Below are 14,555 nucleotides of genomic sequence, written 5' to 3'. Positions count from 1 at the left end.
ATTATATTTTAAATGGTAATTTTTCTCTGTCAATGAAATATTAGAAGGTTTGAGGAGATTTATAATTTATTATTTATTGCTATTTGCTCTTATGAAAGTAATGAATTCTTCAGTAGACAATGGCATACTATAATAGAAACCTTGATAGTAATCTACATCTAATTTTGATAAGAAAGCTATTTGTTCTTCTGTTTCAATACCCTCAACAATAATCTCTAAATCTAATTTTTTAATCATGTTTATTAAGGAAGAAATTAGAACTTTATATTTTTCACTTTCTTGCGCAAGATTTAAAAGAGCTCTATCTATTTTAGCTGTTGCAAAAGGTAAGCGCAAAACTGAATCTAGATTCGCATAACCTGTTCCAAAGTCATCCATAGAGAACGTTATATTTTCTTTACCTAAAATCATCATTGTTCTTTCTAATTGAGGAGCAATGCTAGCTGTAGTTTCTGTAACTTCAAAAGAAATCATTTTTTTATCAATTTTATATTGATCAATAATATTTAATATTTTTTGTTGAATATTTGGGTCTAAACAATCTATTACAGATAAATTAATAGAAATATTTTTGAAATTTTTAGGTAGAGTATTATAAGATAAAAATTGGCAAACTTTTTTAATCATCGTTAGACTCAATTGACTAATAATACCTTTTTTCTCTGCATAATTAATGAAAATTGATGGATTAATATATCCAAATTCTTTTGTATTAATTCTGCATAAAGCTTCAGCTGAATTAAATTCTTTTAATTTAGTATCAAAAATAGGCTGAAGTTTAATTTCAATATTTTCTGTTTCAATAGCTTTTAAAATAGCTTCATCTCTTTTTTTCTTATATCTGTATTCATTAATAATTGATAGATTTAGTTTTTGAGTAGTCTTTTCTTCTTTTGCTTTTGCACAAATAAAGTTTGTTAAATCAATCATTTCCGTAGTAGTTCTTATGTCAGTTAGTTTTTCTGAATAAGCTATGTGTACTTTTATTTCAAGAGAGATTTCATTATTTTTTATAGTCATAGGGAAATGTTCTTGAATTCTATTTAAATTTTCATGTTGTGCTTTATCTTTGCTTGAAATAATTAAGAATTTATCACCATCAATTCTGAATAATAAACAGTTATTAGTAATTAAATTCAATTCTTCACCAATTCGTTTTATAACTTGATTACCAAAATTTTCAGATATTAGGTTATTAATTTTTGTTGTACCAACAATATCAACTACGATAAAACTGAATGGTATTTTTTTTGAATTTAAAGCATAAATATATTCATCAAAAGCCATTCTATTATAGAGGTTTGTTACTGAATCAATATAGGAGGCTGGTTTTAATAAAGTAATATACATTAAAAATATTGATACACAAATTGATGCACTAATAATAGAAATTTCTGGAAATCTAATTTGAACATATGTTGCAAGTATATTAATTGTAATAAAAGAAGGAATAATTAAAACCTGACTTAGAGATAAATATTTTCTTTTAGCAATTACATAAAGTAATCCAATAAGTAATATAGAACTTTCAATTAAAATTGATACTCCAAATAATGAGCCTCTGATATAATTTAGGTTTTCATCAAAATAGAAAACATAATGTGTTATAGGGCTTGAAAGTAAGAGAGAAAAATTAATTACTAGTAAAAGAACTGGGAGTGTTTTCAAATAATAATTAATTTTTAACTCATATTTTGTTAATACAACTACATATTTAAATAATAAATATGGAATAATCCATTGTGAAATGAAAAATAACATGTTCACTGTATAGTTAATATAGATATTTACTTTGTTATTTATACAGAAAAAAGTTAGAACATCTAAAAAAACAGATATTGTACCTTCAATAAGAATTTTTGAAAATAATTTGTTTGCTCTGTTTGGGAAAATTGGGGATACGTTATAGTATACTGTTAATATAGCTATAAAAGTCAAAGCTGTTATATTGAAAGAATAATCAAATAGCATAGATTAACAACCCCTCCCGAAAGTCATATCAACTAATAGTTTAATATAGAATTTTTAATAAGTATATGCAAAATTTATTGCATTATTTTAACATTAATGACTTAGTTTTTGCATATAGTTCATTAAATAAATTAAATTTTTTATCAAAATAATCTTGATCTTTTTTTTGAGGATAAAACTCTTTTGATTCAAATTCTATATTATTAGTTGCTTGGTAGTAATCATTGTACACTTTTATGGAAGTGTAGCCAAGTATTGATAAGCCCAATAATTCAGCTGATTGTGTTTTATATATAACTAATTTTTTATTTATTATATTACTTTTTAATTGATAATAGAAATCTAGGTTATATCTTGAGGTAGTAGTATGAACTTCGTCAATTATGAAACCCAATTCTTCAAAACAATTTAACACTGATTTAAAAGCAAAAATATTTCCTTCAATTACGGCTTTTGATAATTCTTCAGCTCTAGTATCTATTGTTAAATTAAAGAATTGTCCTGTTGCTTCAGGGTTCCAAATTGGGGCTCTCTCTCCTGTTAAATATGGGAGAAAAATTAAATTGTTTGGTTTTGCTTCTTTTGCGAGTTCATAAATTTTATTAAATTCATCGCTTTTTATATTTAATATTTTACGTATCCAATTAGTAGAAATACCTGAATTGGAGATTACTCCTGATAAATTATAATGATTTTTTAATGGGTGCTCATAACATAAAAATCTATCATCTTTTATTGGTTTTTCTATACATAAATTCAAGCCTTCACTTGTTCCATTTATATCAGCTAATACATTTTTCTTACTAATGTTTGAGCCAATTATAGAGAAATAAAAATCTGAACCTCCAGCTATAATTTTAATATCTTCACTTAGATTAAAATAGTTTGCTATTGATTTATCTATTTTTCCAATTATTTCTCCACTATCTATGAATTTAGGAAATTTGTCTTGTTCTAAATTAAAATAATTTAGGCTATCTTCATTCCAATAATATTTCATCAATAAATCAGCATTGTTTACTATAAGAGCTTTTTTTGTGAGTGCATAATTTATAAATGCATCGATTGTGAGAAAATATTTTGTATTTTTATAATTTGATTTTTCATTATCTCTTATATTTAAAATTGAAGGCAAGAAGAAACTACCATCAATGTATGAACCGTAAAAGTCAGAAACAGGTTTTGAATATTTTTCTCCACGCTTATCCATCCATAATCTTGTATTTGATCCATTAAAATCAAAATTACCATTATTAAATGAAATTTCAGAATAAACGCTTAAGAAGCTAGGTCCATTACTAGATATTGCTATAGCTTCAATATCTTTAGAATTACATGTGGTAAGATATTCTAATATGAAATCTAAATATAATTTGCTATCAACTTCATAAATTTTATTATTAACTTGAGTTGGAACTTTTTTGCTTAAAAAATTAAAAAAATGTCCTTTTTTATCGATTAATGCAGCTTTTAAATTTGTTGTTCCAAAATCAATAGTTAATATCATGTTTTTTCCTCAATTTTCTGTTTTTGTTTATTATAATAACTTATTATAATCATAACAATTAGTGTAAACAAACTTGGAATAATTAAAGCTATATCTGCTGGTAAATTTTTTAAACCTTGTGCATAATTTGATAAAGCTTCACTTAATGCAAATAAAAGTGCAGAAGGAATTAAATATTTTATATTTGATTGGCATAGGAAAACAATTACTAAAGCAAACCAACCTTTATTTGCACTCATTTGTGATATAAAGGCTCCTTGTCTTAAGGATAAATAACTACCAGCTAATCCACAAAATATACTTGATAATAAAAATGCTATTGAATCTAGTTTTATCTTTGATATTCCATATGAATCTAAAGCCATTGGATTATATCCACATGCTTTTAATTTAAGTCCAAAAGGAGTTTTTTCAATTAAAATATATACTACTATGAATAAGATTAATGAGAGAGGTAAGAATGGACTTATTCTCCCTAAAATTGGTATATTCAATAATTGTATTGGTGTAATTTCTAGTCTTAGTAATCCTTTCGAATTATAAAATGAATATGTGATAATTAAAGTTAATGCTGATGCTATCATATTACTAGATAAAGCAGTTATAAAAGGATTTGTTTTTAATGTTGCATTTACTCCACTAATTATAGCAGCAAGGATTAGGGATGATAGGATTCCAAAGATTACCCCAAGAAATAGAGAGTTTGTAAGGTTTGCTCCGATTATGGCAAATAGAGCACTTATCAAGGTTAGTCCTTCTAAAGCAATATTTAAGGTTCCTGAAATTGAGGTAATAATTGCTCCAAGGGATATTAAAAATAGAGGAGTAAATAAATTTAATGTGCTATTTAGTACGGTTATCATATTTTTCTCCTATTAGTGTTTTGCTTGTAATCAGTAAGAAAATAATTGCTTGGAATAATAGTGCTACATCACTACTTATATCACTATTTTGCATTGCAATTATTGAGCCTTGATTTATTAATGAAATAAAGAATGCTATTGGAATAATTCCTAAAGGATTGTTTGTAGCTATTAATGCAACAGTTAATGCACTAAAACCTAACCCTGAGGCAAAATCTTTATAAACACTTTGATAATTCCCAAAGATATATATTCCCCCAGCAAAAGCAATTAAAGCTCCGCTTAATGTAAAACTTAATAGATAATTTTTACTTATTGATATTCCACCATATCTAGCAAATTCTTTATTAAATCCAATTAATTTTGTTTCATATCCAAATTTTGTTTTTGTAAAAATAAAATAAAATAGGACTGCTATAATTAAAGCATAAATTATTGAAGTCGAAAGATTAGATGGAAGAAATATCTTACTTAGCATATATTGAACTTTTCTAGTTGATTGTAAATTTGAGTTTGGGTCTTGTAATGGTCCAGTTACTAAATATGAAGCAAAATAAGAAATAGCTATTGATATAAGATAGGAAGAGATTAATTCAGGTGTATCTAGTTTTACTTTTAAGTATGCACTTATAAAAGCAATAAATCCTCCAACAAGACTTGCTGCAATAAGTGCAAATATAATGCTTAACTTTCCAATTGGGGATAAATATATTGCTACTATATTTGCAATAATAGCACCGAAATACATTTGTCCATCGCCACCAAGATTGATCAAATTAGCTCTAAAGGCTATAGATATTGCTATTGCACTAATTATAAGAGGTGCTGTATGGGAAAGCGTATTTCCAAAGAAATATTTTGAATTTAATGGGCCAATAAAAATTTGGTACAATGTGTTGAGTGGGGTTTTACTCATTAAAAATACAATTATTATTAATGAGATAATGCTAACTAGTAATATCGAAATTATACCTTTTATTTTTCTCATTTTATTCTTTCCCAAGCATATATTGTCCAATTTCTTTTTTAGAAATTGAGTTGTTATTTATAAAAGTTTTATATATTTGACCTTCAAATATAATATTTATTTTATCGCTTAATTTTAGTATCTCTTCTAAATCTGAGGATAATAAAACTATAGCTTTGTTCTTTTGTTTTAGTTCAATTATTTGAGAATGAATGAAATCTTTAGATTCTAAATCTAAACCCCAAGTTGGGTTTGAAAAAACAATATAATCTTTCATGTTGTCAATTTCCCTAGCAATAATTGCTTTTTGGATATTCCCCCCACTTAAAGTTCCCATTTTTTGATGAGCGAGTCCTTTTATATTGTATTTTGAAATAAAGGATTTAGCAATTTTGTTTTTAAAATTTAATTGATCCCTTTTATTAATTATTAAGTTTTCACTTAATGTTGCTTGAGCTGCTGAACCATAATGATTTCTATCAGAAGGGACGAATGCAAGGCCCATTTTTCTTAAATCAGGAGCCTGATATTTTGATATATCACTATTGTTATAGAGGATTTCACCAGTAGAGATTCTCATCATTCCTCCAAGTACTGCCTCAAGAACGCCTTTTCCATTACCACTTACAGCACAGAAGCCTAAGATTTCTCCTCTATGTAGAGAGAAGTTTATATTATTTAATATAGGTCTTTTTTGATTATGTTTTTTCAATGATACATTCTTAAATTCTAATATAGTATCATTTTTGATTTCTTTATGAGCTATTTCTTTAGTCTGTTTAATTTCATGACCAATCATTAGCTTTGTTAAATCTTCTTCATTTAGAGAATTTGTTTGATATTCTCCTATTAAATTGCCTTTTCTTAAGATAATAACTTTATCAGAATCTTTTAGAATTTCTTTAAGCTTGTGAGTAATTAAAATAATACATTTATTTTCATTTTTTAAATGTCTTATTGTTTTAAATAATCTTTTTGCTTCACTTTGGCTTAAAATTGCTGTTGGTTCATCAAATATTAAAATTTCTGATTTCTTGTATAGCATCTTTAAGATTTCAACAATTTGTTTTTCACCAGTAGTTAAATCTTTGATTAACTCTGTGGCTTTTAAATTAAAATTATATTCATCTATTAATATTTGAACTTCATTATTGATTTTATTTTGATCTGTAATAAATAATAATTTCTTTTTTTCTATACCCAGTGCAATATTTTGAGCAATGCTTAACTCTTCAATTAATTGGAAATGTTGAAAAACCATTCCTATTTTATTATTAATAGCATCTTTAGAACTATTGATTATTATTTCTTTGTTGTCAAATTTGATATTTCCTGTATCAGGTTTTGTTATCCCAAATAATACTTTTACCAGTGTTGATTTACCAGCTCCATTTTCTCCTGCTATTGCAGTTATTTCACCCATTTTAAAGGTGCAATTTATTTTATCTAGAGCTTTTATTCCAACACTGGGATAAAATTTAGAAATATCAGTTAATTCTATTTTTTGAATCATTGCTCAATTATTATCTCACCATTTCTTACTTTATCTAACCAAGAAACAAATTCTAATCTAATGCTTTCTGGTAAATATTTTATAAATAAAGGATCTTCATCAAAGAAATCTACATAGCCGCTACTAATAGATTCTACTTCAGCTTGTCCCCAATTTATATTATTATTATACGCATCTTCAAGAATTTTTAAAGTGAGTTCTTTTTGATTCATTGCACCACAGCCTAAAACTACACCAGGTGCTTGAGCATAAATGTTTTCATCATGGAATACAATATAAGCATTTTTTTCTTTTGCACTGTTTAGTACTCCAACAGAAGCACTGCCACTAATAGTTGCTAATACATCACAACCATTATCAATCATGGCATTAGCTAATTCGTAAGCTTTATCTGCATCATACCAGTTTCCAATGATTCTTTTATCGAGCTCGAATGATTTATCAATGCTATGAGCTCCATCAAGTAAACCTGGTATTGTTTGTTCAGTTATTAGAGGATATTCTTGCGAAAGAACAAATCCAAGTTTATTAGTATTTCTAATACCACTTAAATCGCTTCTAGCAATCATTGCTGCTAATCTTCCTAAAATATAGGATTGTTCATATTGATTGAATTCATATGTTGCGATATTAGGATTACCAGTAAAATATGCATCAGTTATTAAGAATTTTTGATTTGGAAATTTCTTTGAAATATTATCACAGATTTCTGATAAAGAAGGGTTTGTAGTTAGTACGATATCATATTGATTAGTTGCAACTAAACTTGTTAATTGAGATTCCCATTCAGCTTGATTATAGCCAGCTTCATAAGTTTTAACTTTAATATTTTCATGCTTAGTAGCAAATTCAAGAGCTCCATCGTTTAGTTTTTGATAGGGTGGGCTTCCTGCTAAATTACCACTAATATATACTAAAATAGAAAAATCTTTATTTTGATTTTGTACTGTTTCTTCTTTTTTACCATTAGCAAATAATGGAAAAATTACTAATAAAAATAATGTTATAAAGGTTGTAAATTTTTTCATTATATCCTCCATGTGAAAAAAATATGGGTTGTAAAAAAAACTTACAAGTCTTTAGATAAAAAAATATACATAAAAGGTTATTTTTATCTTACGCAGTGAACCTTACGTTAGCTTTTTGTGTAAAAATATTTATTTTATAATATAAATGGATACCAAATTGATAAGATTTAGTATCCACTAAGTTATATATAAATTCAATTATTTGTTGATTTTATATTCTAATAATTGGCAGTTATCAATTTTGAAATTATTAAATTCTTCTAAGCTTTGAGAGTTAAAATAAGTATTAATAATTTTTGAAGTAGTTCCATGACTTACAATTAAGATTGTAGAATTATTATCATATTTTTTTATCAATTCATCTAGAAAATTATATACTCTAGCTGCGACTTTAACCATAGATTCACCATTTGTAAAATATTGAAATGGATCATTTCTTTTTTTTCTAAAAGCTGGATCATCAAAATCACAAGCTTCTTTATCTCCAAAATTGAATTCCATTAATCTATTATCTATAATAGCTTTTTGATTAAAATGTTTTTCAATTGGAGCTACCGTTTGTCTTGCTCTAATTAGTGGGGAAACATAAATATCATTAAAACTTAGTTTTTTATTGATTATATTTTGTTTTAATAATTGTGCTTGATTTAAGCCGTTTTCATTTAAACTTATATCGCTTCTTCCACATACTTTTCTTTCTTTATTAAAATCTGTTTGACCATGACGAGTTATGTATATATTCATGAATCTGATTATATTTAAAATGAATATATTAGTCGATATGTAAAAAAGAGCCCGAAGGCTCTTTTGTTTATTTCATATTAAATATTATATTTACACTTGTTGTTATTGTTAATTCTCCTGTAGGAGTTTGTGTTGGAGCCATAGCGGCTTCAGTCATTAACATTTTTGAAGAATTAACTCTATCGTAGGAGACATAAGGAGAAATAGATCCTTCACTAATACTTATAGGCTCACCTAATTCCATATTAGCGGCTTTAACTAAAGTTGTAGCTTTTGCTATAGCATTTTGTACTGCTTTTGTTCTAGCTTCATTATAAGCGGCTTCCTTATCCTCTTTATCAAAGTTTATTGAATATAGATTGATATTAGAAATACTGCCAATTTCATCAATAATTTTTCCAAGTACATCTATGTCCTTAAGTTTAACGTTTATACTTTGACTAGCACTTTGTCCAATTAGAATTTGCTTACCATCTTCCCAATTATATCTTGGACTTAAATTAATAGAATTTGTTGAGATATCTTTATCATCAATTCCATATTTATACAAAATTGTTAATACTTCATTTATCTTTTTATTGGTTTCATTTAATGCTTCACTAGTAGTTTTTTTAGTTTCATAAGCTTCAACATTAAATGTTGCCATATCAGGACTGAGTGTTACAGAACCACTTGCTGAGACAGTTATTAGCTTTTCGTTGCTTTCCATATTTCCTGAACTTAGACATGAAGTAAAAATCAAAGAAACAACAGCAATACTAAGTATTAATGTTATATTTTTTTTCATCAAAAGAGCTCCTTATAATATCTTTATAATAAGGATAACATATAAATTTGGTTTAAGTGACAAAAAATAAAAAATCCCTGTTAAATAAATAACAGGGAATATAATTTATTAAATTTTTATAATTTTAAATTATAGTATTGCTTCCATTGTTGGAACTACAGCTAATAATACACCAGCTGCAACAGCAGAACCAATAACACCAGCTACGTTAGGTCCCATAGCATGCATTAATAAGAAGTTATGTGGGTCTTCTTCTTGACCAACTTTACTTGATACACGAGCAGCCATTGGAACAGCAGATACACCAGCGGAGCCAATTAATGGGTTAACAGGATTTTTCTTGTCAATCTTGTTCATTAATTTAGCAATTAGAACACCTGCACTAGTACCAATTGAGAATGCAATCATACCTAATAATAAAATACCTAAAGTATTTAAGTTTAAGAAGTGTGATGCTTCCATCTTTGATCCAACAGATAATCCTAAGAAAATTGTAACAATGTTCATAAGAGCATTTTGCATTGTATCACTTAATCTATTAACAGCGCCACATTCTTTAGCTAAGTTACCAAACATAAGGGAACCTAGTAGAGGTGTTGCTGATGGTAGTAATAAAGCACAAACAAATAATACAGCAATAGGGAAGATAATCTTTTCAGTTTTTGAAACAGGACGTAGTTGTTTCATTTTGATAGTTCTTTCTTCTTTTGTTGTTAAAGCTCTCATGATAGGTGGTTGAATAATTGGAACTAAAGCCATATATGAATATGCAGCTACTGCGATTGAACCTAATAATTCAGGTTTTAATCTACTAGTTACATAAATAGCTGTAGGTCCGTCAGCACCACCGATAATACCAATTGAAGCTGCTGCATGTAAATCGAAAGTAATACCAGGAATAAAAGAAAGAGCTAATGCACCAAGTAATGCTACGAAAATACCAAATTGAGCTGCAGCACCTAAAATTAAAGTTTTAGGGTTAGCAATTAGTGGGCCGAAGTCTGTCATTGCACCAACACCCATGAAAATAAGAATTGGGAATAAACCAGAGGATAAACCACTGTCAAACAATATTTTAATGAATCCAGCAGCACCATTGTTAGGATCAATTCCTGCAATGTATGCTAGAGGGATGTTACTTAATATACAACCAAATCCGATTGGAACTAGAAGTAGTGGTTCAAAGCCTTTTTTAATTGCAAGATAAAGTAGTAAGAAACCAATTAAAATCATTGCAAAATTGCCTAAACCGAATTCGCTACCAGCTAGTCCTAGAAAACCAACGATACCGGTTGTTTGCCATAATTGGGAAAATGCTTGTCCAATCATATCTAATTATTCTCCTTAACCGATAACCATTAATTCATCGTCTGCGTTAAGTTGGTCACCTTGACTTACACAAATTTTATTTACCACACCATCGTTTGGAGCGAAAATTTCATTTTCCATTTTCATTGCTTCCATAACCATTACACATTGGTTTTTCTTAACAGCTTCACCTTCTTTAACGTTAATGCGTAATACTAAACCAGGCATTGGAGCAACAATTGCTGAACCACCAGCTGAAGTAGTAGGAGTTGCAGCTGGAGCTTCACTTGCACTAGGTGCAACAGCAGGAGCAGCGCCACCGATAACTAGTAATACATCATCAGCTTGACATTGATCACCGTTTTCAACTTTGATTTCAGTAATAGTACCATCGCATGGAGCGAAAACTTCATTTTCCATTTTCATTGCTTCCATAACTAAGATACATTGGTTCTTTTTAACTGTATCGCCAACTTTTACATTAGTCTTTAAAATTAGACCAGGCATTGGAGCAACAACTTCAACACTTTGAGTTGGACCGTTAGATGCACTTGCAGCAGGAGCTGCTTTAGCAATAGCAGCAGCATCGATTCCATCTTTAACTGAAAGAGGATAAGAAACGCCATTAACTTTAGCATCAGATTTGCCAAGTTTTACGCCGTAAGCTTTACCATTAACAGTAACTGTGAATTCGCCTTTCTTTTTAGCTGCTTCAGCTGCTCTATCAATTTTTCTAACACCATTAGCTTTTGATTTGCCTGTTAAGTATAGGATACCTTTTTCTTTACAAGCTGATGCGATAAAGATATTTTCTTCTGTTGTTTCTAAATTTTCATCTTTTAACATCTTGATTGCAACATCACGACCTTTTTTAGGATCAGCATCATTAATATCAACAACTTTTTTAGTTGTAGGTTCTAAACCTAATTGTTCAGCAGCAATTTTTACAACTTCTGAATCTGGAGCAACTGGAGTTTTACCAAAATAACCAAGAACCATTTTACCATAACCTTCAGCAATCTTTTTCCAAGGTCCAAACATAACGTTATTGAAAGCTTGTTGGAAATAGAATTGAGAAACAGGAGTTACAGAAGTACCGAAACCACCTTTAGCTACAGTTTCACCCATTGCATTAACGATGTCTGGATATTTGTCCATTAAATTATTATCACGTAACATTTGAGTGTTAGCAGTTAATGCACCACCTGGTAGAGGTGAGAAAGGAATATTTGGATTTACTTTTGAAGCTTCTGGTGGAGTGAAGTAATCTTTCATACATTCTTCAAATACACTTTCAGCTTTTTGAATTTTCTTAATATCGATACCTAAATCATATTCTGTACCACGAAGAGCGTGCCACATTGTAATGATGTCAGGTTGACATGTACCACCTGATACAGGAGACATTGATAAGTCAACTTGGTTTGCACCAGCTTCAATTGCACTCATGTATTGTTGAATTGAAACACCAGCTGTTTCGTGGCTGTGCATAACGATTTTTACATCTTTACCTAAAAGTTTTCTTGCTCTTTTAATTGTTTCATAGATTGTGTGAGGAGTTGAAGTACCTGAAGCATCTTTGAAACAAACAGAATCGAATGGAATACCAGCATCTAGAATTTGTTTTAGAACCATTTCATAGAAATCTGGATCGTGAGCACCTGTTGTGTTAGGTGGTAAACTCATCATTGTAACTGTTACTTCGTGTTTTAAACCTGCATCATGGATAGCTTTACCACTATCGATTAAGTTATTAACATCGTTTAATGCATCAAAGTTACGAATTCTAGAAATACCATGTTTTTTGAACATTTGAGCATGTAATTTAATAATATCTCTTGGTTGTGAATCTAAACCAACAACATTAACACCACGAGATAATGTTTGTAAGTCTGCATCTGGACCAGCAACACGTCTAAATTCATCCATCATTTCAAAAGCATCTTCATTGCTATAGAAATATAATGATTGGAAACGAGCGCCACCGCCTGCTTCAAAATGGTTAATTCCTGCTTCTTTAGCAGCTGCAACAGCTGGCATAAAATCTTTTGTGAATACACGTGCGCCGTATACTGACTGGAAACCGTCTCTAAAGGCGGTACACATAAAATCTACTTTTTTCTTCATCAACTTATTCCTTATTTATTCTCGGGACTTTGCAACAGCGGCTACGATAGCGGCTGCAATTTCTGCGTCTGCACTTGTATTAGGTGCTGCATTAACGCTTGAAACCTTACTTGGTGTTGCTGTAGCAACTTGAGGCTTCTTAGCTTCAATTTTTTTAACAATAGAACTCATTCCTTTTGTTACAAAAATCAATACAACTAGGAACACTAGAACTGTTCCCATTCCTAATAGCATGAGTGTGACACCATTGAATAGCTGTTCGACGAGTTGTTCTTTTGGTATTTGTGTCAATAAAATCATACTAACTCCTGATTTTTTTGTATGTTAAATAATGTATCCCATTCATGAAATACTCACTATGTATCATAATCATAACTTGGTATTGTTTCAAGGTATTTTAAGCTCAAATTTTGAGGAATAATTTATTGTATTTTTTTTTCCAATAAGAATATAAGTCCTGCAACAAACTGCAACATTTTTATAGCTTTTGTATTGAATTTTTCATCCAAAAACATTCATTATAGTTCATGAACAATCACTATTTTTTAAGAAAAAGTTAATAAAAACACAAATAGATATTAGATTATCTAATATTAATTTTTTTATTAAATTAAAATTATTTTTATTATATTTAACCTAATTTTTTGCGTGCTAAAAAATAAGCTGTCTTTATTTAGTTATCTATATTATAATTTTTATATAATAATTTTTAAAAAATAAATTAAATGTTTTTTTTGAAGGGAAAAAATGGGAAAAAAATTTAATTGTGAGGAAAAACTTCATAAACTAGAAAGTAAAGTTTCAGAACTAGAGAATATAATTGAAGAACTAGTTCAAGAAAAGAATAATTATGATTTGATTACTTTCCCGTGGATAGGTAATTTGGGTCAATGGCTTTGGTCCATAAAGAATAATATAGTTTATTTTAATGATAAAAAGATAACAACATTAGGCTATGATAAAAATGAAATTCCAGAGAAAGTGGGATATGAGTTTTTTACTGAAAAATTACATAAAGATGATTATCAAAATGTAATGGATAATATGAAAAATCATTTGATTGGTAAAACTCCCGTTTATGAAGTCGAATATAGAATTAAGGCAAAAGATGGGAGCTATAAATGGTACTATGATAGAGGTAGAATTACCCAACGAGATGAAGAGGGGAAGCCTTTAATTCTTTCTGGTATTGTTTTTGATATAAGTAAGAATAAACAAATTGAAAAAGATTTAATGATAGCTAATGAACAGCTAAAGGATTTATTAATTCATGATGAATTAACAAAAGTATATAATAGAAGATTTTTTGATGAAAAGATTTATCAATATTTAAATAAGGAAAGCTTTTCCTTAATTTTATTTGATTTGGATGATTTTAAATTAATAAATGATACTAGTGGACATGATGTTGGAGATAGGGTTTTAAAATCTGTTTGTGATACTGTTTCTAATGTAATTAAAGATAATGGGTATCTTTGTAGATGGGGTGGTGAAGAGTTTATTATTATCTTAGAGAAAAAGGACTTAAAATATTCGATTAATCTTGCAGAAGATTGTAGAAGAGCAATAGAAAGTTGTCCTTTAAACAAATGTGAAAAAGCAACTGCAAGTTTTGGAGTTGTATCAAGTTCAAAAGATGATGATTATAATTCAATTATTAAACGTGTAGATAATTTGATGTTCAGTGCAAAAAAAGCTGGAAGAAATTGTATTAAGTTTTAATTAATTATAGGTGATATA

At 28.5% G+C, this 14,555-nt stretch carries 12 protein-coding genes; 1 reads left to right on the top strand and 11 read right to left on the bottom strand.

All coding sequences use genetic code 11. The features are described 5' to 3' along the window. Positions 1-69 precede the first annotated feature (69 nt). The 11 genes from ACZ5RS_RS01460 to ACZ5RS_RS01410 all read right to left on the bottom strand — a co-directional run bounded on the left by ACZ5RS_RS01460 (position 70) and on the right by ACZ5RS_RS01410 (position 13,049). Complete coding sequence (locus tag ACZ5RS_RS01460) at positions 70-1,971, bottom strand: EAL domain-containing protein (RefSeq protein WP_464637097.1); 1,902 nt, start codon at positions 1,969-1,971, stop codon at positions 70-72. A gap of 82 nt (positions 1,972-2,053) precedes the next feature. Further along, the gene (locus ACZ5RS_RS01455; protein ID WP_464637096.1) at positions 2,054-3,478 is read right to left on the bottom strand and encodes a xylulokinase; all 1,425 of its coding nucleotides are present in this window, start codon (positions 3,476-3,478) and stop codon (positions 2,054-2,056) included. Further along, positions 3,475-4,341 carry an ABC transporter permease gene (locus ACZ5RS_RS01450; protein ID WP_464637095.1) on the bottom strand — a complete coding sequence of 289 codons (867 nt, stop codon included), beginning with the start codon at positions 4,339-4,341 and terminating at the stop codon, positions 3,475-3,477. The genes ACZ5RS_RS01455 and ACZ5RS_RS01450 overlap by 4 nt, the downstream gene beginning before the upstream one ends. After that, positions 4,322-5,329 (bottom strand): ABC transporter permease, encoded by a 1,008-nt coding sequence (locus ACZ5RS_RS01445; protein WP_464637094.1) that lies wholly within the window; start codon positions 5,327-5,329, stop codon positions 4,322-4,324. Before ACZ5RS_RS01445 ends, ACZ5RS_RS01450 begins: the two co-directional genes overlap by 20 nt. Before the next feature lies 1 nt (position 5,330). Beyond that, a complete protein-coding gene (locus ACZ5RS_RS01440) occupies positions 5,331-6,821 on the bottom strand; it encodes an ABC transporter ATP-binding protein (RefSeq protein WP_464637093.1) in 1,491 nt (496 codons plus the stop codon). Beyond that, positions 6,818-7,849: a BMP family ABC transporter substrate-binding protein gene (locus ACZ5RS_RS01435; RefSeq protein ID WP_464637092.1), complete on the bottom strand. Its 1,032-nt coding sequence runs from the start codon at positions 7,847-7,849 to the stop codon at positions 6,818-6,820. The genes ACZ5RS_RS01440 and ACZ5RS_RS01435 overlap by 4 nt, the downstream gene beginning before the upstream one ends. A 198-nt stretch (positions 7,850-8,047) precedes the next feature. Further along, on the bottom strand, positions 8,048-8,593 hold the full coding sequence (locus tag ACZ5RS_RS01430) for a histidine phosphatase family protein (RefSeq protein WP_464637091.1): 546 nt from the start codon (positions 8,591-8,593) through the stop codon (positions 8,048-8,050). 67 nt (positions 8,594-8,660) lie between these two features. Further along, positions 8,661-9,380, bottom strand: a complete 720-nt coding sequence (locus tag ACZ5RS_RS01425; RefSeq protein ID WP_464637090.1) for an SIMPL domain-containing protein — start codon at positions 9,378-9,380, stop codon at positions 8,661-8,663. Positions 9,381-9,509: 129 nt separating this feature from the next. Then, positions 9,510-10,709, bottom strand: a complete 1,200-nt coding sequence (locus tag ACZ5RS_RS01420) for a sodium ion-translocating decarboxylase subunit beta (protein WP_464637089.1) — start codon at positions 10,707-10,709, stop codon at positions 9,510-9,512. Positions 10,710-10,724: 15 nt separating this feature from the next. After that, positions 10,725-12,815, bottom strand: coding sequence for a biotin/lipoyl-containing protein (locus tag ACZ5RS_RS01415; RefSeq protein ID WP_464637088.1), 2,091 nt, complete (start codon positions 12,813-12,815; stop codon positions 10,725-10,727). Between the two features lie 15 nt (positions 12,816-12,830). After that, complete coding sequence (locus ACZ5RS_RS01410; RefSeq protein ID WP_464637087.1) at positions 12,831-13,049, bottom strand: OadG family protein; 219 nt, start codon at positions 13,047-13,049, stop codon at positions 12,831-12,833. A 513-nt stretch (positions 13,050-13,562) separates the two neighbouring features. On the opposite strand from ACZ5RS_RS01410, the gene ACZ5RS_RS01405 reads away from it, so the two are divergent. After that, positions 13,563-14,537: a sensor domain-containing diguanylate cyclase gene (locus ACZ5RS_RS01405; protein ID WP_464637086.1), complete on the top strand. Its 975-nt coding sequence runs from the start codon at positions 13,563-13,565 to the stop codon at positions 14,535-14,537. Positions 14,538-14,555: the final 18 nt, after the last annotated feature.

The sequence above is a fragment of the Pleomorphochaeta caudata genome, from assembly GCF_055395745.1.
The sequence above is the reverse complement of the archived record's forward strand: the minus strand, read 5'-3'. Positions and strand labels throughout refer to the sequence as shown.

Coding starts and splice junctions, on each gene's coding strand:
- ACZ5RS_RS01460 (WP_464637097.1), bottom strand. CDS start 1,971: ATGCTATTTGATTATTCTTTCAATATAACAGCTTTGACTTTTATAGCT.
- ACZ5RS_RS01455 (WP_464637096.1), bottom strand. CDS start 3,478: ATGATATTAACTATTGATTTTGGAACAACAAATTTAAAAGCTGCATTA.
- ACZ5RS_RS01450 (WP_464637095.1), bottom strand. CDS start 4,341: ATGATAACCGTACTAAATAGCACATTAAATTTATTTACTCCTCTATTT.
- ACZ5RS_RS01445 (WP_464637094.1), bottom strand. CDS start 5,329: ATGAGAAAAATAAAAGGTATAATTTCGATATTACTAGTTAGCATTATC.
- ACZ5RS_RS01440 (WP_464637093.1), bottom strand. CDS start 6,821: ATGATTCAAAAAATAGAATTAACTGATATTTCTAAATTTTATCCCAGT.
- ACZ5RS_RS01435 (WP_464637092.1), bottom strand. CDS start 7,849: ATGAAAAAATTTACAACCTTTATAACATTATTTTTATTAGTAATTTTT.
- ACZ5RS_RS01430 (WP_464637091.1), bottom strand. CDS start 8,593: ATGAATATATACATAACTCGTCATGGTCAAACAGATTTTAATAAAGAA.
- ACZ5RS_RS01425 (WP_464637090.1), bottom strand. CDS start 9,380: ATGAAAAAAAATATAACATTAATACTTAGTATTGCTGTTGTTTCTTTG.
- ACZ5RS_RS01420 (WP_464637089.1), bottom strand. CDS start 10,709: ATGATTGGACAAGCATTTTCCCAATTATGGCAAACAACCGGTATCGTT.
- ACZ5RS_RS01415 (WP_464637088.1), bottom strand. CDS start 12,815: ATGAAGAAAAAAGTAGATTTTATGTGTACCGCCTTTAGAGACGGTTTC.
- ACZ5RS_RS01410 (WP_464637087.1), bottom strand. CDS start 13,049: ATGCTATTAGGAATGGGAACAGTTCTAGTGTTCCTAGTTGTATTGATT.
- ACZ5RS_RS01405 (WP_464637086.1), top strand. CDS start 13,563: ATGGGAAAAAAATTTAATTGTGAGGAAAAACTTCATAAACTAGAAAGT.